This is a genomic window from Hyalangium sp. (assembly GCF_045802625.1).
GTDB lineage: Bacteria > Myxococcota > Myxococcia > Myxococcales > Myxococcaceae > Hyalangium.
In genome coordinates this window covers 15958-39144 of the sequence record NZ_JBJMQP010000212.1, presented here as the reverse complement: position 1 = coordinate 39144, position 23187 = coordinate 15958, and the positions used below count along the sequence as shown (strand labels likewise).

At 68.6% G+C, this 23187-nt stretch carries 22 protein-coding genes; 9 read left to right on the top strand and 13 right to left on the bottom strand.

Annotated features, from left to right (window positions below):
- Window positions 1–21: 21 nt before the first annotated feature.
- From ACJ8AT_RS34660 to ACJ8AT_RS34650, 3 genes are all read left to right on the top strand, one after another.
- A complete protein-coding gene (locus ACJ8AT_RS34660; protein ID WP_407742240.1) occupies window positions 22–456 on the top strand; it encodes a hypothetical protein in 435 nt (144 codons plus the stop codon).
- A 47-nt stretch (window positions 457–503) separates the two neighbouring features.
- Entirely contained in the window at window positions 504–785 is a 282-nt protein-coding gene (locus tag ACJ8AT_RS34655; RefSeq protein ID WP_407742239.1) for a hypothetical protein, read from the top strand.
- A gap of 114 nt (window positions 786–899) precedes the next feature.
- Window positions 900–1991, top strand: a complete 1092-nt coding sequence (locus tag ACJ8AT_RS34650) for a hypothetical protein (protein ID WP_407742238.1) — start codon at window positions 900–902, stop codon at window positions 1989–1991.
- 12 nt (window positions 1992–2003) lie between these two features.
- Here the strand turns inward: ACJ8AT_RS34650 and ACJ8AT_RS34645 are convergent, their stop codons facing one another.
- Window positions 2004–2867, bottom strand: a complete 864-nt coding sequence (locus tag ACJ8AT_RS34645) for a hypothetical protein (protein WP_407742237.1) — start codon at window positions 2865–2867, stop codon at window positions 2004–2006.
- Window positions 2868–2958: 91 nt separating this feature from the next.
- On the opposite strand from ACJ8AT_RS34645, the gene ACJ8AT_RS34640 reads away from it, so the two are divergent.
- Complete coding sequence (locus tag ACJ8AT_RS34640) at window positions 2959–5544, top strand: CHASE2 domain-containing protein (protein WP_407742236.1); 2586 nt, start codon at window positions 2959–2961, stop codon at window positions 5542–5544.
- Between the two features lie 12 nt (window positions 5545–5556).
- On the opposite strand, the gene ACJ8AT_RS34635 is transcribed toward ACJ8AT_RS34640, so the two are convergent.
- The 7 genes from ACJ8AT_RS34635 to ACJ8AT_RS34605 all read right to left on the bottom strand — a co-directional run bounded on the left by ACJ8AT_RS34635 (window position 5557) and on the right by ACJ8AT_RS34605 (window position 13162).
- Window positions 5557–5913, bottom strand: coding sequence for a (2Fe-2S) ferredoxin domain-containing protein (locus ACJ8AT_RS34635; protein WP_407742235.1), 357 nt, complete (start codon window positions 5911–5913; stop codon window positions 5557–5559).
- Window positions 5914–6085: 172 nt separating this feature from the next.
- Window positions 6086–6811: a NuoI/complex I 23 kDa subunit family protein gene (locus ACJ8AT_RS34630; protein WP_407742234.1), complete on the bottom strand. Its 726-nt coding sequence runs from the start codon at window positions 6809–6811 to the stop codon at window positions 6086–6088.
- A gap of 29 nt (window positions 6812–6840) precedes the next feature.
- Window positions 6841–8343 (bottom strand): NADH-quinone oxidoreductase subunit H, encoded by a 1503-nt coding sequence (locus tag ACJ8AT_RS34625; protein ID WP_407742233.1) that lies wholly within the window; start codon window positions 8341–8343, stop codon window positions 6841–6843.
- Window positions 8344–10227, bottom strand: coding sequence for a 2Fe-2S iron-sulfur cluster-binding protein (locus tag ACJ8AT_RS34620; protein WP_407742232.1), 1884 nt, complete (start codon window positions 10225–10227; stop codon window positions 8344–8346).
- On the bottom strand, window positions 10224–11480 hold the full coding sequence (gene nuoD / locus ACJ8AT_RS34615; RefSeq protein ID WP_407742231.1) for an NADH dehydrogenase (quinone) subunit D: 1257 nt from the start codon (window positions 11478–11480) through the stop codon (window positions 10224–10226). The genes ACJ8AT_RS34620 and nuoD overlap by 4 nt, the downstream gene beginning before the upstream one ends.
- Before the next feature lie 33 nt (window positions 11481–11513).
- Window positions 11514–12032, bottom strand: a complete 519-nt coding sequence (locus tag ACJ8AT_RS34610) for an NADH-quinone oxidoreductase subunit C (protein ID WP_407742266.1) — start codon at window positions 12030–12032, stop codon at window positions 11514–11516.
- Window positions 12033–12190: 158 nt separating this feature from the next.
- Window positions 12191–13162, bottom strand: a complete 972-nt coding sequence (locus ACJ8AT_RS34605; RefSeq protein WP_407742230.1) for a phytoene/squalene synthase family protein — start codon at window positions 13160–13162, stop codon at window positions 12191–12193.
- A 231-nt stretch (window positions 13163–13393) separates the two neighbouring features.
- On the opposite strand from ACJ8AT_RS34605, the gene ACJ8AT_RS34600 reads away from it, so the two are divergent.
- Entirely contained in the window at window positions 13394–14455 is a 1062-nt protein-coding gene (locus ACJ8AT_RS34600; protein WP_407742229.1) for a hypothetical protein, read from the top strand.
- Window positions 14456–14483: 28 nt separating this feature from the next.
- Here the strand turns inward: ACJ8AT_RS34600 and ACJ8AT_RS34595 are convergent, their stop codons facing one another.
- Window positions 14484–15758: an adenylate/guanylate cyclase domain-containing protein gene (locus tag ACJ8AT_RS34595; RefSeq protein WP_407742228.1), complete on the bottom strand. Its 1275-nt coding sequence runs from the start codon at window positions 15756–15758 to the stop codon at window positions 14484–14486.
- Between the two features lie 135 nt (window positions 15759–15893).
- On the opposite strand from ACJ8AT_RS34595, the gene ACJ8AT_RS34590 reads away from it, so the two are divergent.
- The 4 genes from ACJ8AT_RS34590 (at window position 15894) to ACJ8AT_RS34575 (ending at window position 19187) form a co-directional block, all read left to right on the top strand.
- Window positions 15894–16058 (top strand): hypothetical protein, encoded by a 165-nt coding sequence (locus ACJ8AT_RS34590; protein WP_407742227.1) that lies wholly within the window; start codon window positions 15894–15896, stop codon window positions 16056–16058.
- 137 nt (window positions 16059–16195) lie between these two features.
- A complete protein-coding gene (locus ACJ8AT_RS34585) occupies window positions 16196–16633 on the top strand; it encodes a hypothetical protein (RefSeq protein ID WP_407742226.1) in 438 nt (145 codons plus the stop codon).
- A 59-nt stretch (window positions 16634–16692) separates the two neighbouring features.
- Window positions 16693–18690 carry a sulfatase-like hydrolase/transferase gene (locus ACJ8AT_RS34580; RefSeq protein WP_407742225.1) on the top strand — a complete coding sequence of 666 codons (1998 nt, stop codon included), beginning with the start codon at window positions 16693–16695 and terminating at the stop codon, window positions 18688–18690.
- Between the two features lie 26 nt (window positions 18691–18716).
- On the top strand, window positions 18717–19187 hold the full coding sequence (locus ACJ8AT_RS34575) for a PaaI family thioesterase (RefSeq protein ID WP_407742224.1): 471 nt from the start codon (window positions 18717–18719) through the stop codon (window positions 19185–19187).
- A gap of 16 nt (window positions 19188–19203) precedes the next feature.
- Here the strand turns inward: ACJ8AT_RS34575 and ACJ8AT_RS34570 are convergent, their stop codons facing one another.
- The 4 genes from ACJ8AT_RS34570 to ACJ8AT_RS34555 form a co-directional block, all read right to left on the bottom strand.
- The gene (locus ACJ8AT_RS34570; protein WP_407742223.1) at window positions 19204–19716 is read right to left on the bottom strand and encodes a response regulator; all 513 of its coding nucleotides are present in this window, start codon (window positions 19714–19716) and stop codon (window positions 19204–19206) included.
- The gene (locus ACJ8AT_RS34565; RefSeq protein WP_407742222.1) at window positions 19713–21953 is read right to left on the bottom strand and encodes an ATP-binding protein; all 2241 of its coding nucleotides are present in this window, start codon (window positions 21951–21953) and stop codon (window positions 19713–19715) included. The genes ACJ8AT_RS34570 and ACJ8AT_RS34565 overlap by 4 nt, the downstream gene beginning before the upstream one ends.
- Before the next feature lie 165 nt (window positions 21954–22118).
- The gene (locus tag ACJ8AT_RS34560) at window positions 22119–22685 is read right to left on the bottom strand and encodes an NADH-quinone oxidoreductase subunit B (protein WP_407742221.1); all 567 of its coding nucleotides are present in this window, start codon (window positions 22683–22685) and stop codon (window positions 22119–22121) included.
- Between the two features lie 6 nt (window positions 22686–22691).
- Window positions 22692–23060 carry an NADH-quinone oxidoreductase subunit A gene (locus ACJ8AT_RS34555; RefSeq protein ID WP_407742220.1) on the bottom strand — a complete coding sequence of 123 codons (369 nt, stop codon included), beginning with the start codon at window positions 23058–23060 and terminating at the stop codon, window positions 22692–22694.
- Window positions 23061–23187: the final 127 nt, after the last annotated feature.

Below are 23187 nucleotides of genomic sequence, written 5' to 3'. Positions count from 1 at the left end.
ACGTCGCTTCGAGAGAACATCATGACGACTTTTCAGAACACCCAGAACAACGGCTCGGCTCCCAATAGCAGCGATAACCAGGGGTTTGGCCAGCGCGTGGACCAGATTGGCTCGGAGGCTCAGCACTTGTGGACCCATGCGCGTAGCGCGGTGACGGACCTGGGGCAGACGCTGGACATCAAGGGCCGAGTGGACCGCAACCCGTACGGCATGGTGGCCGCGGCGCTGGGCATCGGCTACGTGCTGGGCGGCGGGCTCTTCACCCCGCTCACCGGCCGGATCCTGAAGCTGGGCGTGCGCCTGGCGATGCTGCCCTTCGTCAAGGATGAGCTGCTCGGCATGGCCGAGACGGCGCTCCAGGGCTTCCAGGCGGGCCAGTCCAGTGTTGGCGGCCAGGTGGGAGGCGTGACCGGAGGGTCATCGCCTCGGACGGGCGGTCCTGGCAACATCAGCTGATCCGTCGTTCGAGCACCTCACCTTCACCTCAATCAGGGAGTTTCCGCATGTTCGGAGTCAATGACTTGAAGGACCTGAAGAAGATGGACAAGGACGATCTGCTCCACCTGATCGGCCTGGAGACCCGCAAGGACACCGCCGACTACCTGCTGCCCGCGCTGGGCGCCTTCACCGTGGGCGTGCTGCTGGGCGTGGGCGTGGGCCTGATGCTGGCGCCCAAGCCGGGCAATGAGCTGCGCAATGATCTGCGCAACCGTTTCCAGACCGGCCAGGAGACGCTCACGGGTGCTGGTGCCCAGCGCTCCGAGAACGTCACGCGCGGGGTGTAGCGGGACTTCGAGGCTGTGGCCTCACTTCGGGCCTCCCTGGGCGCGCTGGCCGCGCCCGGTGGAGGCCCGTTGGTTTTTGAAGGGCTTGGAGGGCTTGGAGGTAGACTCCCCGCCATGGCCAAGGACAAGACCCCGAAGCAGCGCCGCTCGGGGTCGGGCAGCAAGCGCAAGTCCGACCCAGCCTCGTCGAAGGGAACGAGCTCCATCGTGACCACGGGGCGGCGGAGGCCTGCCCGGACACGGGTGAGCCAGGAAGCTTCGCCACCCCCGAGCGAGCCCGCGGACGTGCGCCGGGACACGCTCCGCGATCTTCCCGCCGTCGTGGACTCGGGGCAGGGGAGTGACGGGACGCACTCAGTCCTCGCCCGGCTTCGCACCCTGGAGAACCTGGAGACCGCCTACGAGGCGTGGCTCGAGCTGAAGCTGGAGCATGGCGCCGCCAAGCTGCGGTTCCAGGAGGAGCGTGAGCGCCTGCATCAGCAGGGCGCCTTCCTCGTGGGCGCCGTCCGCGCCGCGGGCGTCGAGCCCAAGCCCGGCAGCGAGCCCGGAATCGTCCCCGCCGGAGCGGACAGCTTCCTGCGCGACGCCGAGGCCCGGCTCTCTCAGGCCCGCGAGGCGCTCGCTCGCAAGGAGGCGGAGTCCGAGGCCTTCTACCAACAGGCCTTCGCGGAGATCCGCTCCACCCTCACGGACCGCATCCGGCGCTACCTCGAGGCCTCACGCCCGAGCCTCAAGCTGCTGCTGCGCAAGGTGGGCGCCACGCGCTCCATCCTCCACCTGGCTCGGGTCGGCAGCGACGAGGCCGTGCTGCTCTGCTTCCTCTTCACCGGCCGGATTCCCTCCCGCTACGGCTTCCTCTTCGATGACTCCACCGAGGATGTCTCGCTGTCGCCCGCGCCGCTCTACCCGGACGAAGGCGTGACCGAGCGGGACCTCCGCCCCGATGCCCCAGCCCTGGAGGCTCGGCTGGGGGCGCCCGGGCAGGTGCTGCCCCTCAAGGGCTTCCTCCCCGTCTTCATGCCTCGCCCCACGGGCGGTGAGGACTTCTTCCGCCTGCTCCAGCGCGGGCCCGTGATGGAGGTGGAGGTGGTGGACGGCGCCGCGTTCCGCAACATCCTCTCGCGCGAGGAGGCGGAGCGCTTCGCGGGCCACCTCCTGCGGCTCAAGCTCGAAGGGAAGATCGAGCTCGAGATCGAAGCCGGCTGAGTCGCGCAGCCGCTACTGCGTGCGCACCACGCCCACGTCCGCCGTGCCCGCCAGCAGCGCGCTGCCCAGGAACAGGTTGTCGGACTCGGGGCTGCCCAGCCGGACCGACTGGAAGATCACCAGGTAGGTCTGCTTCGAGGTGGGGAAGGCCGTGCTGGGGATGGAGACGTGCTTGGCTCGCCACTCGGTGGGCACGGCGACCAGCTTCAGGAAGTCGAGCGGCACCTTCGGAGCGTTGGTGTACGTAGGCTCGCCCTGCTGGCCGCTGTCGCTCACCGGCACCACCGTGACGAAGCCCAGGGTCCGATCCTGCCCCGAGGGCGGATCCGCCCGGTCAAACGCCAGCTCCGTGTTGGCCGCCATCCGCACCACCCCCGAGGCCGGGTGCAGCGCCGGGATGTTCTCCCGGGCCGGCGCGTCCTTCACCTGGCCCACGTAGTGCTGGCCCTGGTGATCGGCGAGGAACTCGTAGGTGGCGCCATCCTGGTACTTCAGCGTGGTGTCCGTGTTGTTGTTGCGGCTGTAGGCCCCCGCGCCGTCAGCCGAGAGCGCCACCTTCTGGGTGCTGTTGATCTGCAGGGCCACGGTGGCGCCCGTGAGCCCCTCGGGGGCGGAGTCCGCGCCCTTGCGCGTGCCCAGGAAGACGACGGCCGCCGTCTGCCCGGGGATGGTGATGGTCGACTGGCCTCCGTCCGGGCTGGTGCCCCCATCGAACCCCGCGACGGCTTCGGGAGAGAAGGGCACATCCGGCGTGGAGAGCATGGTGCCCACCATCACCGTCTCGGCGGAGAGCTGGTCGGCGGTCTTCTGGAGATCGCACGCCAGGGGAACGAGGAAGCAGACGACAACGGGGGTAAGCAGGAGAAGGCGTTTCATGGGGATCGAATTCTTTGGAAGGAGCCGGCCCAGCGAGGACCATATCAGTCCCCAGGCAGGACGGGCGTGAGCGCGCTATCCTCGCGCCCCCGTGCAGAACCCGTCCGTCCAGTCCTCCGGCCGCCGCTTCCTCAAGCGGGTGGGGTTTGCCCTCCTTCAGACGGCCTTCTTCGGCACGCTGATTGGCGGGCTCGCCTCCGTGCGCGTGCCGAGGACGCAGCTCGAGACGGAGGGCGCGCCCCAGACGGTGCTGGCCAACCTGGTCGAGCTGCTCGATGGCGTGGAGCGCATCGCCTACGACGCACGCGTTCGCGCCCTCGGCGAGACGCTCCAGCACCAGCGCGCCAAGGAGTCCAAGCCGCAGGAGCGCGTGGTCCTGGTGACGGTGGACGATGACACCCTCGGCAACGCGCGCCAGAGCGAGCACCCGGGCCTCGCTACCTATCCGTGGCCTCGCGAGATCATCGGAGGGATGACGCACCGGCTGATGCAGGAGGGCGCCTCCGTCGTCCTGATCAACATGCTCTTCCCGGAGCTGAGCCCACGTGGGTGCGCCACCCCGCTCGGGGCCGAGGAGGCGTCCGATGATGGCGCCTTCCGCAACCTGCTGGCCGAGGATGCTGGCCGCTCGGCGCTCGCGTTCTCCTGGAGCGTGCCTCGCGCGAGCCCGCCTGCATTCCAGCTCTGGCCCTATCGCGTGCTGGTGGGCAGGCACTCCAACCCGGGTGAGGCTCGGGCCCGGGCCCAGGCGGTGCTCGCATCGCAGCGGCCCGCCTTCATGATCTCCTCGGGGGACAAGGTGGAGGTCTGGGCCGGCGTGGAGGACGAGCGCGAGGGGCAGATCGTCGCCGCGCGGTTTGGCGCCGGCCCCAGCCTGGTGCGCGAGCGCCGCAGCGCGGACGATGCCTCGCGCGTCACGGCGCTGGATCTGTTCGTCTCGATGGCCGAGGTGGAGGTGGAGGGGCTGGATCCCTCCAAGCTGTTGCAGGTGCGCACGTTGCAGCACCCGGTGGTGCAGCTGCTCGGCTCACAGAGCCGCTATGGCGCGGTGACGGGCTTCCCGGACGGGGATGGCACGACTCGCGGCATGCTCCACCTCGTCAGTTACTCGCCTCGTGAGGGCGAGCACCACGTGCTGCCCTCCCTGCCGCTGGCCGCGGCGATGAAGCTGGCCGGCACCCGGAAGCTTCGCTACGCCGATGGCCGCCTGTACGTGGGGGACTCCTCCTTCCCCATGGACGAGACGGGCTACAGCCTCACGCTCTGGGACACGGGCGATGCGGGCCGCACGGCGGGCGCCGCGGTGTTCCGCTCCATCCGCGCGTGGAACATCCTGCTCAACCTCTTCGACGTGGGGGAGGGGCGCCCGGCTCGCTCGGTGAACGATCTCGACAAGCGCGCCGTCATCCTCACCAACACCTCCACGTACTCCACGGACTACCAGGCCACGCCCATCGGCAAGGCGACGCCTGGGGGCGCGGTGCTCGCGCAGTCGCTGGAGAACATCCTCCAGGGCCGAGGCATCACCCGCGCGCCGTCCAAGCTGGATCTCCAGGTGACGATGGGGATGGCCTTCCTCGGGGCCATGATCGCCTTCTTCTTCAGCCGCAGCTTCCGCTCGGGCTTCGGCGCGGTGATCTACTTCTCCAGCCTGGTGCTGCTGGGGGTGGGCTTCTTCCTGGTGGCCCGCTACTTCTTCGTCGAGCGGCAACTGTGGATCGCCGTGGCCGGCCCGCTGCTGGCGATGGTGGCCACGTTCGGGTTCACCACGCTCTACACCGTGCGGACGGAGGACGAGATCCGCGACTTCGTGAACCACGCGCTCGGGCGCTACGTGAGCCCCGAGGTGGCGCGGCTCGTGACGCGAGATTTGACGCTGCTGGTGCGCCCCGAGCGCCGGCAGATGACGATGTTCTTCTCGGACATCGCGGGCTTCACCCGGCTCTCGGAGCAGATGGAGCCCGAGCGCCTGGTCCAGTTCCTCAACGAGTACCTCACGGAGATGACCATGGCCGTGCGCTCGTCGGGGGGACAGGTGGACAAGTACATCGGCGACACGGTGATGGCGTTCTGGGGCGCGCCGGTACGCACCGAGCGCCACGCGCACCTGGCCTGCGAGGCGGTGCTGAAGATGCGCGCGGTGCTGCTGGAGCGCCAGCCGGTGTGGGAGAAGAAGTACGGCCACCGCATCCAGTTCCGCGCCGGCATCAACAGCGGCGAGGTGGTGGTGGGGGACATGGGCACCGAGCTCAAGTCCAACTACACGGTGTTCGGGGACGCGGTGGGCGTGGCCTCGTGGCTGGAGGGCTGCAACAAGTTCTACGGCACCTTGGTGCTGGTGGGAGAGAGCACGGCCCAGCTCACGAGTGACGCCTACGTGTTCCGCGAGGTGGACCGGGTGCTGGTGAGGAACAAGCCGGCGCCCATCCGCCTGCATGAGCTGCTCGGGCGCCACGGGGAGATCTCCCCGCGCATGCAGGAGCAGCTCGCCCTCTACGAGCAGGCCCAGACGGCCTACCACCAGCGCCGCTTCGACGAGGCGCTCGCGTTGTTCGACCGCTGCGCTTCCGAGTACCAGGACTCGGTGGCCGGCGTGTACGCGGGCCGGTGCCGCCGCTTCCTGGTCACCGCCCCGGCGGAGGACTGGGACGGCGTCTACGAAGTCGGAGAGAAGTGAGCCGAGGCCGAACTACTCCTGCTCGTCGGGATCCCCGAAGAACTCGCGCACGGGCTGGTCCTGGCCGATGTGCTCGGCCACCACGCGGCGCATCTTCTCGGGCGACATGCGCGAGTAGTAGACCTCTCCCGGCCAGCCCATGAGCTGGTAGTCCTCGGGAGAGAGCGGATCGCGCTTGCGGCCGGTATCCTCGCGGATCACCACGTTCGGCCCCATGTGGCAGAAGCCGTAGCAGCCACCCCGGTACGCCTCGCAACGGGGAACCAGCCCGCGCTGGGCCAGCTCCTCCTTCGCGGCGGCGAACACGGCATCGGACCCGTTGCCCTTGCAGTCCATGCCCTTGCACACCGAGAGGCGGTAGCGCTTCATTCGGAGCCTCAACCTACGAGACTTGGCCGAAGCCGGGAAGGTGCGTCGCCCTGCGACCCGGCTTTCTCAACTGGTGAGAGAGCACCCGAGCAGCCCCTGAAAACGAACCGGCCCGCCAGCTCCACCGAAGCGGAGAGGGCGGGCCAGAGAGAGAGACCGTGGGCCAGCGTGGCTACTTGGCGTGCGGAGCCTTGGCCTCGCCGGGGCCGAGCTTCTGGGCCTCGTGGCCGTGGCCCACCGCGTGCGGCGTCTTGAGCTGCACCAGGCCCTCGCCAATGCGTGTATGGGCCTCCTTGTGCCCGTGGTGCGGCTCCTCGGAGCCCTCGCGCTTGTTCCACGGATCCGACGGGTGCGAGACGGCGGGCCCCTTCAGCAGCTTGGGGATGTCGTACACGAAGCCCTGGCGGTTGTACTCGGGCTTGGTGTGCTCGTAGGTGTCCATGCGGATGGCGTCCTTGGGGCACGCCTCCACGCACAGGCCGCACACGATGCAGCGCAGCTGATCGATCACGAACTGCGTGGGGTACTTCTCGATGACCCGGGACTCGCCGTCCTTGGACTCGGTCTCGTACTCGCCCGCCTCGATGTAGATGCACTGCGCCGGGCAGATGGTGGCGCACATGTAGCAGGCCACGCAGCGCGGCTTGCCGTCATCCCGGGGAACCAGGCGGTGGAGCCCTCGGTAGCCGGCGGGGTAGGGGATCTTCTCCTCGGGGTACTCGACGGTGGTGATGAGGCTGGTGCCCTTGCGGTCCACCACCGAGGTGTTCGCGTCCCGCGTTCCGAAGAGGTTCCGGAAGAAGTGGCGCGCGGTAATGCCCAGCCCGCGCAGCAGCTCGGGAAGGTACGTCCGCTCACGCACGTCGTGGCGGGGATCTTGGGTCGCCTTGTAGCCCATGGCAGTCCTTGTCTCGCTTCCTCGAAAGCCTAATGCGTGGAGCCGCCGTGCGCACCCGCGTGCGCCGGAGCGTGGCCGCCCACGTGGGAGGCGGCGTGGCCGTGCGGCAGCGCGTGGCCATGCGCGGCCCCGGGCAGCCCATGGGGATCATGTCCATGCCCCAGCGCACCGTGGCCATCCCCGTGGCCATGCGCCTCTCCCCCGCTCTCCTTGCGAGAGAGCGTGAGGGCCAGCAGGACGCCAAGCTGCAGCAGCCCGAAGAGCGCCAGCGAGCGCAGCGTCGGATCCCACAGCACCAGCGCGCCGCTGACGAAGACGTTGATCAGGCCCGCGGGCAGCAGCATCTTCCAGCCGAGCGTCTGGATCTGATCGTAGCGGAAGCGCGGGAACGTCCAGCGGATGAGCAGCTGGAGGAAGCACAGCGCCAGCACCTTCACCCAGAAGAAGGTGCCCAGCAGCGTGGCGTACACCAGCGGCTGATCATGAAGGTGCCGGGACACCCACTCGCCGCCGATGGGCAGGTGGTAGCCGCCGAAGAAGAGCGCCGCGGTGACGCCCGAGAGCACCACCACCTCCACGAACTCGGAGATCATGAAGAGGCCGAACTGCATGCCCGAGTACTCCACGAAGTAGCCGATGATCTCGGACTCGCCCTCGGGCACGTCGAACGGAGCGCGCTTGGTCTCGGCGAAGGCCGCCGCGAAGAAGCCGATGAAGCCCAGCGGCTGCAGGAAGATGCCCCACGTGGGCAGGCCGATGTCGAAGCCGTGGCCCGGGCTGCCCGTCCACTGCCACAGGTAGTGCGCCTGGCCGGTGGCGTTGCCGCCGAACTCCCCGGCCATGTTGCCGACGATGGCCGGCAGCTGCACGGAGGAGAACGCCAGCATGATGCCCACCAGCGACAGGCCGAGCGCCACCTCATAGGAGATCATCTGCGAGGAGGCGCGCACGCCGCCCAGCAGGGCGAACTTGTTGTTGGAGGCCCAGCCCGCCAGCGCCGTGCCGTACACCGCCAGCGAGGCGATGGCGAACAGGTAGAGCAGGCCGAAGTCCGGGGTGGCCACCACCATGTCCACGCGCGTGTTCCACAGGTCCACCGAAGGGCCCGCGGGGACAATGGCGAACAGGGCGAACACCGGCGCGAAGGCCAGCATGGGCCCCAGGTTGAAGAGGAACCGGTTGGCGTGCTCCGGGTGGAAGGCCTCCTTGGTCAGCATCTTCAAGGAGTCCGCCGCCACGAAGGGCAGGCCCGCCAGGGACATGTTCTTCAGGCCCGGCAGGGCGATGCGCGCGCGGTTGGGGCCGATGCGGTCCTGCATCAGCGCGCTCCACTTGCGCTCGGCCAGCGTGAGCAGCGTGGCGATGATCATCACGAAGATGAGCATCAGGAAGATGATGTTCGTCAGCCGGCTGGCGCCGACGAACAGATGCTGCTCCGCGAGCGCGCCCACGGCGTAGGCGCCGAGCACCACGGCCGCGAGCAGGGCGACGATGAAGCCGATGGCGAAGAGGATGGTGAGGACGCGCTTCATTTAGATTCCTCGCACGCGGGGCGTACCGAACTCGCGGTAACCCGGGGGACGGCCGTCAGCGCCAGTGGGCAGCGGGTTGATGCCCGGCTTCTCGCGATCCGGCGGGGAGGCCTGCTCCCAGTTGAACGAAGCAAGCTCGGCCACCTGCGCGGCCAGCTCGCGGAACACCTCACGCGCGGAGCTCCAGGCCACCGTGTTGCCCAGGGCCTTGCTGAGCTCCGCCGCCCAGCGCCAGTGCGGCACCGCGTCTCCCTTGGAGGGGTACGCCTTGCGGAAGCGCTGAACGACACCCTCGAACTGCACGAAGGAGCCCTCGTCCTCGACATGGGCCGAGGCCGGCAGCAGCACCGTGGCCTGCGCGGTGACGGGCGACTCGTTCATCGCCTGCGCCACGAAGACCTCGGTCTGGGCCACCGCCTGCGCGAAGGCCTCCGCGTCGCCCGGCACCTCGGTGCCGATGGCGTACAGCGCCTTCACCTTGCCGGAGTGCAGCGCGGGCGCCAGCTCCTCGAAGGGCTTGAGCGTCAGGCCCAGCCCCTTGGCGATGAGCTCCAGGCCCTTGCGGTTGGGGTTCTTGTCCGCCGTCATCAGGTAGTGGTCCGCGGCGCCCTGCGGCCGGCCGCCCACGTACACCTGCTTGACGCCCAGCGAGTTCTTGGCGAACGACAGGCCCGCCAGCAGATCCTCGTTGGAGCACACCGGCGAGGCCAGCACCGCCAGCTGCGCCGAGTTGGCCAGCGGCTGGAGCTGCTGGGCGGCGGCCTTGGTGGCCTCCACGCGGGTGAGCTCCGGCCGGGCCGTGCCCTTGGCCAGGGTGGCCTGCCGGCCCACGGCGGCGCTCAGCACGCGGTTGAGGTTGAGGGGCTTGTACGAGAGCCGGCCCTGATCGCACATCCAGCTCTTGTTGATCTGCTCGTTCTCGCGCGGGCGGTAGCGGTAGGTGTCCTGGGACATCCAGTCCGTGTAGATGTTGCAGCCGCGCGAGCAGCCGGTGCACACGGACGGGGTGGCGGACAGGAACCACGCGCGGGCGCGGAAGCGGAAGTCGCGGCTGAGCAGCGCGCCCACCGGGCACACGTCCACGGTGTTGAGCGAGTAGTTGCTGTTGAGCTCGCTGCCGGGGAACACGTCGATCCGCTCGTGGCTGCCGCGGCCGAACACGCCCAGCTGCGGCTCCTTGGGGATCTCGTTCATGAAGCGCACGCAGCGGGTGCACAGGATGCAGCGCTCCTGATCCAGCACCACCTGGGGCCCCAGCACCTTGCGCTTGCTCTTCAGGACCTTGCCGCCCTCGAGCCGCGAGGGGCGGTAGTCGTACTTCATATAGTAGTCCTGCAGCTTGCACTCACCGGCCTGGTCACAGATGGAGCAGTCCACCGGGTGGTTGAGCAGCAGGAACTCCATCACCGCGCGCTGCTGCTCCTTCACCTTGGGCGTGGTGGTCTTGATGGCCTGGCCCTCGGCGAGCGGCGTCTGGCAGGCGGGCACCAGCTTGGGAGCGTTGGAGGCCTCGATGAGGCAGATGCGGCAGTTGGCCGCGATCGAGAGCCGCGGGTGGTAGCAGTAGAAGGGGATGTCCACGCCGACGCTCTTGGCCGCGTCGATCATGTTCGTCCCCGGCTTCACCACCACCTCGCGCCCATCCACGGTGCAGGTGACGAAGCCCGGGTTCTTCGGCGGAGGGGGCTTGGGCGGGCCGCCGGCGGGCGCCGGGGGCTTGGGGGGCGTGGTGCTGCTGTGGGCCGCGGGCGGGTTGTCCGCCTTGGCGCCCGCGGGCGGGTTGGAGGGCTCCGGGCCAATCTTCGCCGCGGGGGTGTCCGTGGGCGCGCCCTTCGGGGGCGGCTGCGCGTCACCGGTCGGCTTCTTGGTGTCGTTCGTGCTCACTGCTCGACCTCGCCGCCGATCATGTTGATCATGTCAAAGGTGGGAATGAGGTCCGCCAGCATCTTCCCCTCGATGATGTGGGGGATGGCGGAGAGGATGGGGAAGCCCGGCGCGCGGACGTGGACCTTGTACGGCCGGCCGCGCCCGTCGCTCACCAGGTACCAGCCCAGCTCGCCGTTGGCGGCCTCGGTGCAGTCGTACACCTCGCCCGGCGGCACGGGGATGCCCTCCATCACCAGCTTGAAGTGCGACATGACACCTTCGATGGTGCCGTACACCTCGGGCTTGGGCGGCAGGGCGATGCGCCAGTCGTCCACGATGATGGGGCCGGCGGGCAGCTGCTGGAGCGCCTGGCGGATGATGCGGTCGGACTGCTTCAGCTCCTCCAGCCGCATGATGTAGCGATCGTAGTTGTCGCCGTGCTCGCCCACCGGCACGTCGAAGTCCAGCTTGTCGTAGACCCAGTACGGCCTGGCCTTGCGCACGTCGTAGTCCACGCCGGCGGCGCGCAGGCAGGGGCCGGTGTAGCCGAAGTCCAGCGCGTCCTCGGCGCTGAGGATGCCGGTGCCCTTCATGCGGTCCACGAAGATGCGGTTCTTCATCAAGAGCCCCTCGACCTCCACGAGGAGCTCCTTGATCTTGTCCAGCGACTTGATCGTCTTGGGGATCCAGCCCTCGGGCAGATCGCGGTTGAGGCCGCCCACGCGCCCGTAGCTGGTGGTGAGCCGCGCGCCGGTCAGCTCGGTGACGCGGTCCATGAGCAGCTCACGGCCCTCGATGGCGTAGAGGAACGGGGCGAAGCCGCCCAGCTCCAGCGCCGTGGCGCCCACGCACGTGAGGTGATCGTGCATGCGGTGCAGCTCGGAGCCGATGACGCGGATGTACTGGGCGCGCTCGGGGATCTCCAGGCCGATGAGCTTCTCCACGGCGCTGATGAACCCGAAGTTGTTCATCATCGCCGAGTTGTAGTTGAGCCGGTCCGTGTACGGCAGGCACTGCGTCCACGTGACGTTCTCGCAGCTCTTCTGAAAGCCGCGGTGGAGGAAGCCGATCTCCGGGTCCGCCTTGACGATCGTCTCGCCCTCCAGCTCCACCTTCATGCGCACGGTGCCGTGCATGGCGGGGTGGGAGGGGCCCATGTTGATGTACATCCGCTTGGTCTGGAGGTGGGACTCCAGCTCGGACTCATGGGCGTAGGCGTCGGTGTCCGGGTTGGGCGCTGCGGGCTGCGGGTGCTTGGAGGGGTCCGACATGAAGTCCTCGAAAGGCGTGCGGGGGCCGGGGCGTCAGGAGAGGCCGCTGGTGCCGGGGCCGCGGAAGATGTCCTTGATGGGGCGCTCGGGGATCAGCGGCTGCCTGTCACGCATGGCGTAGTCCTTGCGCAGCGGGTGGCCCTGGAACTCGTCATACATGAGGATCCGGCGCAGATCCGGGTGGCCCACGAAGCGGATGCCGTAGAAGTCGAAGGTGAGGCGCTCCCACCAGTTGGCGCCCTTGTAGAGGGGAACCAGCGAGGGCACCTCGGGGTTGGCCTCGGTGACGCGCACCTTGAGGCGCACGTGCTCGTTGCGGGTGAGCGAGTAGAGGAAGTAGACGACCTCGAAGCGGGGATCGTTCTCGGCCAGGTGCAGCCGGTCCACCGCGTCGATGGAGACGAAGAGCTTGAAGTTCAGCTCCGGGTCGCTCTTCAGGTACGCCACCACCTTCGGCAGGTGCTGGGCATGGATGACGGACCAGGCGCCACCGGCCCGGTCGACGTAGCGCTCCGCGACCGCCTCCGGGAGGTGGGCGGAGACCCTGTCCAACGCGAATGTGCTCAAGGAGGCCCCAATGGCAGAAGAATCCGCGGCTTTATAGGGAGGGCGGCCCGGGGCGTCAACGTAAAACCCCCAACCATGTAGGGCACTTACGCGGGCTAGAAGCGCACGTTCCGAGGCAGGGGGAGCGCACGGAGGGTGGGGGCTCAGCTCCGGGCCAGCTGCTGGGCGTAGCGCTGGATCCACCCGTTGCGCCAGCCCCAGAGCGTGGTGTCCCGGATGATCCGGCGCACCTCGTCCCGGCTGATCTTCGCCTCGTCCTCGAAGACCTGGTGGTTGCGGCGGCTGAGGGCCAGGGTGCGCTCGGCGAACATCAGCGGGAACAGGCAGAACAGCCGCACCCGGTGCTGCCAGGCCGGCAGCGCCGAGATGTAGCGCTTGGCCGCCTCCAGGTGCCGCTGGGCCTTCTCCGCCAGCATGTCCAGCACCTGCAGGGCCTGGGCCCGGTACTCCGGCTGGAAGACCTGCTCGCGCGTGACGCCCACCTGCTGGCAGAACGTCTCGGGGATGAAGATCCACCCCCGGAGCCGGTCCTCCCGCATGCCTCGGATGATGTTCACCGTCTGGAGCGCCAGCCCGAACTCCCGCGCCAGCGGCATCAGGTAGTCCCTGCGCCGCCGGATGGTGCCCGAGTGCCAGGCGAACAAGTCCGTCAGCAGGTAGCCCACCCGGCCGGCGACCTCGTGCATGTAGTCGTCGAGATCCGTCTCCTCGGACACGCGCGGGCCTCGCTCCACCCAGCGCGCCATGCCCTGGGTGCTGTCTCGCACGTGGCGGGTGACGGCCTCGCGCGCCGGAGCCGGCAGGGCCTGGAGCGCCTCGAAGACCTGCACCGTGTGCATCATCACCCGCGCATCCGGGTTGTCGCTGCCCTGGGTGGTTCCCGGCAGCCGGGCCACCAGCTCCGGGGCTCCCGCGCGGCCCGCCAACACCTCGTCCCACAGCCGGAGCAGGGGCACCTTCTGCTCGGGCGGCATCTCCTCGTTGTCTTCCAGGTAGTCCGACACCCGCAGCAGCAGGTAGGCCACCATCACGGGGCCTCGCAGCGCGCTCGGGAGTTGCTCGATGCCCAGGGCGAAGGTCCGGCTGGAGAGGCGGAGCAACTCGAGCAACGTCATGCGGTTCCGGGTTCCAGAGTTCCTTGGAAGGCTAGTATTCCAGGAGATGGAAGGAAAGGCTCCACTCATAGGGGCCTAAAATGTCTCAAGGGAGGAGAAAGTAAGGCTGTATAGGTTAGAGTGATCTAATGTGGATTAATAGGGGTTAATGTAGGCAACTCTTCCACACGCCTGACGACAATCCTTTCAAAGCAGTGCTCCTCCGCACCCGCGTCCGAAAGGCAGGAAGTCATGGCCACCAAGATCACCAACTCTTTCGTTGTCCCCACCACCACCAAGCAGGGCCAGCCCGTGGCGGCGCCGACGCGCAGCCGCGCTGGCAACGAGGTGAAGGGCGCCACGCCCCTGTTCCGCCAGGACGGCTTTGAGCGGGCCTCCTCGAAGCGCGCCTCCCCGAGCCGCGAGCAGGAGCACGGCCACATCGACAATGACGGGTTCGTGATCAAGAGCAAGAACGGCAAGGTGGCCGGCGCGGGCGTGCCCGCCAGCACCAACATCAACCTGCAGTACTTCGGCGGTGGCGTGCTGGACAAGCCGGTGGTCAGCAACATGTACGTGGGCGACTACTTCAAGACGGCGCAGGGCCAGAAGGACGTGGCTCACAATGACGCCTTCATGAAGGACTACGTCCAGAACAAGGACACCGTTGGCATCTGGCACCAGTACGGCGTGGACGCCGGCACCACTCAGGACTCGCACGTGCTGGGCGGCAAGTTCAGCGCCAACGCCACCATCACCCAGAAGCAGATCGAGACGATGCTGCAGAAGGCCGTCGCCGACGGCACCGTGAAGCCGGGCGCCCAGTCCATCTACAACTTCGTGCTGCCCCCTGGCGCCACGCTGAAGATGGATGACGGCTCCAGCTCCAAGCAGGGCCTGGGCGGCTTCCACAGCAGCATCCACACCCCGGACGGCCAGGAGGTCTTCTACTCGGCCATTGCCTACTCCAAGGGCCGCAACGGCATCGACTTCACCAACGGCAACGCCCAGGACAACATCTCCATCACCGAGTCGCACGAGATCAGCGAGGCCGTCACCGATCCTCACGTGCAGGACGCCATCGACCACAACAACAACGGCGAGCTGGGCTGGATGGACATGCAGAACGGCGAGAACGGCGACATCGAGGTCAACGACGCGCCCCCGGGCACCCCGCTGTCCACCATGTTCGGCCGGATGGATGGCTACGCCGTGCAGAAGATCTGGAGCCAGAAGGACAACACCAACGAGACCAAGGCCAAGAACCCCGGTCCCTTGGAGAAGCTCCCGAAGCCGGCCACCAGCCTGGTGTAAGCACCGCGCTTCCCACCTCCGCTGCCGCTCAGGCGGCGGCGGAGGTATCGCCGGGCACGGCCGCGTCGCGAGGCTCGGGGATGAAGAGCGCCACGGGCTGGCTCTTGCCCGGCACCATGGCGGCAGGGGCCTCGCGCCAGAGGAAGGTGTCTCCCGCCTGCTCGCGGGTGACACGGGAGGCAAGCACGGGCGTGCCCGCCGTCTTGGTGACACGCTCAATGCGGCTGGCCAGGTTCACCGTGTCGCCAATGGCCGTGTACTCCAGGCGCCGCGAGTAGGAGCCGATGTTGCCCAGCACCACCGGGCCGGTGTGCACGCCCACGCCCATGCGCAGGCCGGGCTCGCCGCGGGCCTCGCGCTCGGCGTTGACGGCCTCCAACTCGCGCACCATGTCCAGGGCGCACTGCACGCCCTGGCGCGCATGGTCCGCATCCGGGATGGGCGCGCCGAAGTACACCATCAGCGCGTCCCCGATGAACTTGTCCAGCGTGCCGCCGTGGCGGAACACCACCTCCACCATGCGGCCGTAGTACTCGTTGAGGATGGCCACCACCTGCTGAGGCGGGAGGCGCTCGCTCAGCGCGGTGAAGTCGCGGATGTCCGCGAAGAGCACCGTCACCTCGCGCAGCTCCCCCACCGTCTTCGAGATGGCCAAGTCTTGCAGCCGCTCGGCCACGGCCGGAGAGAAGTAGCGGCCGAGCCGGGCGCGCTTGAGCTCCTCGCGCGTCACCGCCGTCAGCAGGGCGCGGATGCGCAAGAGCAGGTGCGAGGCCCCCGCCGCGCTCGCCGCCAGCACCACCGCCGCGGTGACCTGTGCCCCGAGGGAGATGCCGGCCTGGCGTTGCAGCCCCACCTCCGCCAGCGCCGCCATCACGGTGACTGCCACGGTGACCAGCCGGCGCAGCGTGAGCGCGGACAGGAGCACCAGGGTGACGTAGATGCCGAGCGTGAAGCCGGCCACTCCGCCCGGGGAGGGGGACAGGGGCATGGACAGCGTCTGGAGCCAGAAGATGGCCGGCACATCCACCACGGCCAGGGTGAGCCCCGCCCATTGAACCAGTGTCGTGGAGCGGTAGACGCTGCCGAGGGCCAGGGCGGTGACGAGCCAGTAAGCAGCGAAGGGTGTGGCGTAGACGGCCCAGTCCGCCAGCCCGCGCAGGTAGCCCAGGTAGAGGGTGACAGCGAAGATGGCGGAGACGGCCAGGAAGCGCACCCAGGACAGGCGCACGGCGTTGCGCACCCGCTCGGCATCGAGCGCTCGCGTCAGACTCTCTTGCGTGTTCTGTGCCGCGACTTCCCTCATGCGCCGGGTTGCCCTCACGCTTTCGGTGTAACGCGGGTGCACACTTTGGCACGGCTTGGGAGCGGGTGCACGTTACGGGTAGGCCGTTCAGGCTTGCCTGCCAGGTTGGGAAGCTCCGCGGAGGTGACCGGGTGGGTGGGCTCAGGTGGGACGCCCGAGCACGGCGCGTATCAGTACATCCCCGCCACGCGCGAGTTGCTGCGATGGATCAAGGCAGGAGGCGTGTGGAACCGCGAGAAGATGGGCATCGTTGTCTGGCACGGCAGCACGAGCTTCTCGATCCAACAGGAATCGCAATGAGCCCCTTCCAAGATTCTTTCGAGCGTGTGTGTTCCAGGGCGTTGCGAGGTCTCTGCCTGCTGCTGGCGTCCGTCCTATCCGCCTGTTGGCGCAGCCCCTGTCCGTCTCCCGTGCCAAGAGGAGACGACAGGAGCATCGTGTTTCCGCAGTTCTTCGAGCAGGAGGCCGTCCAGATTGGCGCGGACGAGAGACCTTATGAGCTCGATGGGGCGATGCTGCGGGCGCTGATGGTTGCGACCAACGATTTCCTTCCTGAGGACGACCATCGGCCGCCCTGTCGGAGCGGGCAGGCGCTGAAATACCGAGTCCTTCGCCAGGGGGAGATCATCTTCATCTCTCTCGAAGAGGATCTCTCCGCGTGTGGTGTTGCCTACGCGGCAGCGGACTCAGGTGCAAAGTACGCGATCAGTACGGATGGCCGGATTCTTCGGCGTGTCGTAGATGGCCAACCGATGCAATCGGAGCGCCGGGACACTCCAGATGCCGGCCATCACGCAGTCCCAGCCGGCTTTGGAACCTCTGCCGTGTTTGACGGAGGGGTGAACCCGGATGGGGGCTCTTCGGGGGCGCCGTGAACTGGTGGTGGGGGGCATGGTAGGGCGGGGGTTTTTCAGGTAGAGGCCCGCTCGACGCCATGTCCGTCCGTGCTGCTCCCGGTGTGCTCCGTTGGTTGCTCCTCGTCGCCCTCGTGGGCGCCGGGCTCGGGCTCGCGTTGTTCGCCCTCGAGACGGAGCGGTTGCTGAGCACCGGCGTCGTCGGCGTCGGCATCGACGTGGAGGGCCCCTACGCCGCGCTGATGAACGCCATCCGTCCGTTGCTTCCGGGGTTGGTGGCTCGTGTCGCGGTCGTGTACGCCGTGGCGGGGGCTGTGCTCGCGCTCGTCGCCGGAGGCTTTGCTCGCGCGTGGCGGCGCACTGCTCTGTGGTGGGTGGTGCCGCACTGGCTCGTGCTCCTGGCGCTGCTGGCGTGGGATCGCGCCATCGCCCGGCCTGCTCTCTTCGATGATCTGCCCACGCTGCATCCCGTGCTGGGCTGGCTCGTGGACCATGGAGAGCCCTGGCACCCGCGCGCCGCCGCTGGCTCGTGGCTCGCGCTGCATCTGGGGCTGTTCGCCTGGCGTTCGCGCGAACATCGGCGCGCCCTGGGGGTGGCCGTGGGGGCCGCCGCCGCGGTGGGGCTGCTCGGTGCCTGGGTGGCTCGGCCTTCCGGAGGAGGTGGGAAGCATCCGCTCGTCGTCGTCATCGGCGTGGACGCGTTCCGTCCGGATCGGCTCCGGGCGCTCGGCGGGACGGGCGCGGTGGCTCCTCACATCGATCGCTTCATCGAGGAGGGCGCCACGCTCTTCACCCGCGCGTACACGCCCATCGCGCAGACCGAGCCCGCCTGGCGCTCCCTGCTCACCGCGCGCTGGCCGCACCGCACCGGCGTGCGCTACTCGCTCACTGCCGAGTCCCGTTGGATCCAGGCTCCCACCTTCCCCGGGCGCTTCTCGGAGGCCGGCTGGCGCACCGTGTTCGCCACGGACTGCTCGCGCTTCCACTCCGAGGGGCCGGACTCCGGCTTCGGCACGCGCCTCCAGCCGCCTCGGGGCGCGGTGAACTTCCTGCTGGAGAAGCTGCGCTACCGGGCCGTGGGCCTCTTCGCCGATCACCGGCTCGGAGCCGCGTGGGTCCCCGAGTTCGTCGACAACCGCGCCCTCGCCGGCATCTATGATCCGGTGGGCTACGCGGACCGGCTCGCGGCGCGGCTCGTCTCCGAGGCCAGCCAGGGCCCCACGCTGTTCGCCTTCCACGCCACCGCGGCGCACTTCCCGGGCGATCCCTCCTATCCCTTCTACCGGCGCTTCGTCGCTGCCTCCGAGCCGCTCGATCGCCGGCTGCGCATGCACTTCTCCCCGGTGGTTCCCGGCGCCGCCGGAGACGCCGGGAGCTGGAACCGCGCCGGCGCCGAGGGGCTCTATGACGAGCTGCTCGCCCAGGCGGACTCCCAGGTGGGCCAGCTCTTCGAGGCGCTCAAGCGCGCCGGGCGCTACGACGATGCGCTCATCCTCGTGCTCTCGGACCACGGCGAGAGCTTCTACGCGGACAGGCCGGACCTGGCGGGAGCCACCTCGGTGCACGGCGCTCGGCTCTCGGAGGAGGAGAACCGCGTGCTGCTCGCGGTGAAGCTCCCTCGGGGCGTGAGCGCGCCGGCTCGGGTGGAGACGCTGGTGCGGCTCGTGGACGTGGGGCCCACGCTCCTGGAGCTGTCCCACCTGCCCGCGCTGCCGAGCGCCGTGGATGGCGTGTCCCTGGCGCCGCTGCTGCGCGGAGAGCCCTTCGAGCCCTCGCCGCTCTACGCGGAGACGGGCTTCACCCACGTGAGCCCGGAGATCTTCGATCCGGGGCACTGGCCCGGCGCGCCTCGGAGCTTCGACACCTACCGCATCCGCCAGGACGGCGTGGTGGAGGTGGAGGGCTCCGCGCATGACGCCATGGTGCGCGAGAAGGATCGCGGCGCCTTCGACGGGCAGCGGTGGTTGGTGGATCGCCCCCGAGCCGATGGCAGCATGCAGCGCTCGTGCTCGGGGGACTGCGCGGACAGTGCCGTGTTGTCTTCCTGGCTGGACACGGTGCTGAGCCGCGCCCCCTAACGCGGGCTGGGGTAGGGTGCGGCCCCATGTCGACACCGAACGAACCGAGCCTCCAGGAGCGCTACGCCCCCAACAACGCCTGCTTCGGCTGTGGCCCCGCCAACCCCAAGGGCCTGCGCATCCGCAGCATGGCCGAGGGCGAGCTCGTGGTCGCCGAGTGGACGCCCTCCGAGCACCACCAGGCCTTCCCCGGGGTGCTCAACGGGGGGATCATCGGCTCGCTGCTGGACTGCCACTGCAACTGGACGGCGACCTACCACCTGATGAAGCAGAGCGGCCAGGAGACGCCGCCGTGCACGGTGACGGCCGAGTACAGCATCCAGCTCAAGCGCCCCACGCCCATGGGCCCGGTGCGGCTGGAGGCCCGGCCCGTGGAGCTGAAGGAGGACCGCGCCGTGATTGAAGGCACGCTCACCGCGGGCGGCAAGGTGACGGCCACCTGCCGCGGCACCTTCGTGGCGGTGAAGCCGGGCCACCCCGCCTACCACCGCTGGTAGCCCTGGGGCCCGGAGCTCAGGGCCCAGGGGCGGCGGCCCGCGGCTCGGTGAGGCGCTGCGCCAGCTGGCGGATCTCCTGGCTGTTGAAGGGCTTTCTCAGCTCCACCAGCGCTGGGGGAGCGCTGAACTCCTGGAAGACCTCCTCCCACGAGTAGTCGGAGTAGGCCGAGCAGAGCACCACCTGCAGCGAGGGCGCCACCTTGCGCAGGTGCCGCAGCGTCTGGACGCCGTTCCAACCCGGCGGCATGCGGTAGTCCAGGAAGGCCAGCGCGTAGGGACGGCCCTGGGCCAGGGCCTCTTGCACCTTGGCCAGCCCCTCCTGCCCCTGGAAGGCCGAGTCCACCTCGAACACCGGCTTGTCCGAAGGCGGGCTCTTGCTCACGGGCTCGCCGAAGAGCGCCTCCTCCAACAGCTCGAGATCCACGCGCTTCTCGGGGCGCGCCGGGCAGAGGATCCGGCGGAAGTCGTTGTGGATGGGCTCGGAGTCATCAATGACCAAGATTCGCTGCTTGTCCTGCTGAGCGCTCATGTCGTCTCCTCGGCCCGTACGAAGGGAAGCTCCAGCGTGAAGGTGGCGCCGCGCCCGGGCCCATCGCTATGGGCGGTGAGGGTGCCGCCCAGCTCCTGGGCCGCCAGGGCGCAGGAGTGCAGGCCGAAGCCATGGCCCTCCTTCCGGGTGGTGAAGCCGTACTGGAAGATGCGCGTGAGCAGCTCCGGCGCGATGCCCACCCCGGTGTCACTCACCTCGATGCGCAGGCGCTCGGGCGAGGCCAGGTACAGCTTCAGGCGGATGAGCTGCTGAGTGGAGGCCCCGTCCACGGCGTACTTGGCGTTGCTGATGAGGTTGGTGAGGATCATCAGCACCTTGTGCTTGTCGGCCAGCAGGGGAGGCAGCGGGGCGATGTCCCGCTCCACCTGGACCCCGTGGCGGCCCAGCCCGGCCTCGTTGATGCGCAGCGCGTCCTCCAGCAGATCCGCCACGTGCACCTGCTCCCGCAGCCGGGGCAGCCGGGCGTAGTTCTGCTGCAGCTTGACGATGTCGCCAATGTGCTCGGTGTAGCGGCCCACGTCCTCCAGCAGGCTGAGGATCTGCTGGCGCTCCTCGAGCAGGTTCTTCCCCAGGTGGCTCAAGAAGGGACGCACGTGGCGGCCGCGCTCATCCTGGGTGAGGAAGACGGGCAGATCCTGCTCGTGCTCCTCGAGCATGGCGGCCACGCGGGAGAGGTTCTCCAGGCGCAGCTCGGCCGTGCGCTCCTTGGCCACTTGCGCGGAGGTGTAGACGCTGTTGAGCACGTTGCCCACGTTGTGCAGCACGTTGGTGGCGATCTCCGCCATGCCGGCCTGGCGAGCCGTCTGCACCAGCTGCTGGTGGACGTCCTTGAGCTCGCGGGTGCGCTCCTCCACGCGCTGCTCCAGCCCCTCGTTGGCGCGGCGCAGCTGCTCCTCGCGGCGCTGGACTTCCTCGGTCATGTGCTGGAAGGCGTTGGCCACCTGCCCCAGCTCGTCGGTGCGTGAGGTCTCCAGCTCGACCTTGAAGTCGCCGGAGGCCACCCGATCGCTGGCCTGGACGAAGGCCCACAGGGGGCGGGTGATCTGCTGGCGGAGCACCCAGGACATGATGGCCAGCTCCAGCAGCAGCGACAGCAGGCCGAGCAGCAACACATAGCGCGCGGCCCGGACGGCCGGGGCGGACACCACGCTCTCGGGCAACACGGTGACGAAGTTCCAGCCGGGGCCCTGCAGGCGCGCCGTTGCGATGTACTCGCCGTGCTCTGAGAGCTCCTGCACGAACTCGTTGGGGGCGCGGCTCTTCATCCGCGTGAAGAGCGCCTTCAAGTGGTCCTGTTGCCGCTGGAAGTTGGCCTGGGTGGCCCACACGTCCGTCTGCTCGGCACCGGTGAGGATGTTGTAGGGCCCGGCGGCCCCGTCCATCTTCAGCTCCGGGTGGACGATCACGTGGCCATCGTCGCGGACGAGCATGTTGTACGCGCCAGGCAAGTGATCATCGAGGGTGCGAGTCACCATCTCCTTGAGGAAGACGTCATGGCTGATCGTCGCGACATGACGCCCGTTCATGTCCAGCGGCGTGGAGGCCGTGGCCATCCAGTTCTTACTGATCGGCCCCGCGTAGACGCCGGACCACACTGTCTGCCGAGTCGGATCCTTCTCCGGCAGGCTGATGGTGAAGTACTCCATCTCCGTGACCCGCTCCGTCGGCGGCGCGTTCTCGCAATAGGCGGGGTTGTCGGGCCAGTAGATGACCAGCGGCCCCTCGGGCAGCGTGATGAAGGTGTCCGTGAAGCGCGTGTGGAAGGCAGGCCCGTATTGGCTGAGCACGTCATACGCGGCCAGGATCCGGCGGCGAACCTCGTCATCGAGGGCCACGCCTCGTGGAACGAAGAGGCCCACCTGCCGGGTCCCGTCGAAACCTTCGGGGCGGTTGCAGAGCGCGCCGCCAGGCATCGTCACGAACAGGCGGTCGAAGCGGGCGTTCGGGTCCTCCAGGCGCAGGGCTTGGATGCGCTCCTCCAGGGCCTTCTTGAGGACGGCGTGGTTGTCCTCCGCCAACAGGAAGATGGCCTGCTCCCGCTGGCTGCGCTCCGAGACGTGCTGCCCCAGCTGCTCGACGGCCTGCGCGCGCAAGGTGCGCAGCATGTGGAGATAGCTGAAGAGGGTGGTCAGGGCGATGATCACCGCGATGCGCGCGCCCATCTTGAAGAGCGTGGCGCGGGCGAGCGACAAACGTGGGGGCGGGGCGGGCTTCATGGGAGCGAGGCCTTTGTATTGTTGCACAAAGGACGACACTCCAAGCCCTTGGGACGGATGTCTCCCAGGCGTGCGGACGAACGAAGGCCCGCAAAGGCGAGGGCCCCGGCGCCTCCTCGGAAGAGAGGCACGCGGGGCCCTGGCAACTGCACACCGCTGGGGTGGCTACTTGCCCGTGTGGACGGGCAGCTTGAACTGGGCCGCCGTGGCGTTGGGCTCGCCCTTGTCGGCGATGCGGTGCACCTGCCGGCCGATCTTCTCCTGCAGCAGCATGAGGCCGTCGAGCACCTGCTCGGGGCGCGGCGGGCAGCCGGGGATGTAGACGTCCACGGGGATGATGCGATCAATGCCCTGCAGCACCGCGTAGTTGTCGTAGAAGCCGCCCGACGAGGCGCACACGCCGAAGGCCACCACCCACTTGGGCTCCGTCATCTGCTCGTAGACGCGCTTGAGGATGGGGGCCTGCTTCAGGTTGATGGTGCCCACCACCATGAGCAGGTCCGCCTGGCGCGGCGAGAACCGGGGGAACTCGGCGCCGAAGCGGGCGATGTCATAGCGGCTGGCCGCCACGGACATGAACTCCATGCCGCAGCACGCGGTGGCGAACGGGTAGGTGAACAGCGAGTACTTGCGAGCCCAGCCCAGGCCCTTGGACACCACGCGCTGCAGGAAGCCCATGGCCTCGTCGCGGCGGGTGGCGATGACGGGAGCGTTGTCGATCTCAGATGCCATGTTTCCTCAGTGCTCCCACTCGAGAGCGCCCTTCTTCCATACGTAGATAAGGCCGACCACCAGGGTTGCAGCGAAAACCACCATCTCGGTGTAGCCGAACCAGCCGAGCGCCTGGAAGTTCACCGCCCAGGGGTACAAGAACACGGCCTCCACGTCGAACACGATGAACAGCAGCGCCACCACGTAGAACTTCACCGCGAAGCGCTGGCGCGCCATGCCGCTGGACTCGGAGCCCGCCTCGAAGGTGGTGGACTTGATGGCGCTCGGCCGCCGGGGGCCCAGCATGCCGGCGAGCAGGGGAATCACCATGGCGAGGATGCCGGACAGCAGCAGCACCACGGCCAGCGGAAGATAGGGAGCGAGGGGAGTGCTCATCGGCGGCGGACCATAGGAACACCGGGCGCGCCCTGTCAAAGAGAAAGTCCGGCCTCCACGGGGTGTAACCCTTTGAGATGACAGCGAAAAGCCAGCCGGCGGCAGAGGGGGCGGCCGGGCGTGCACT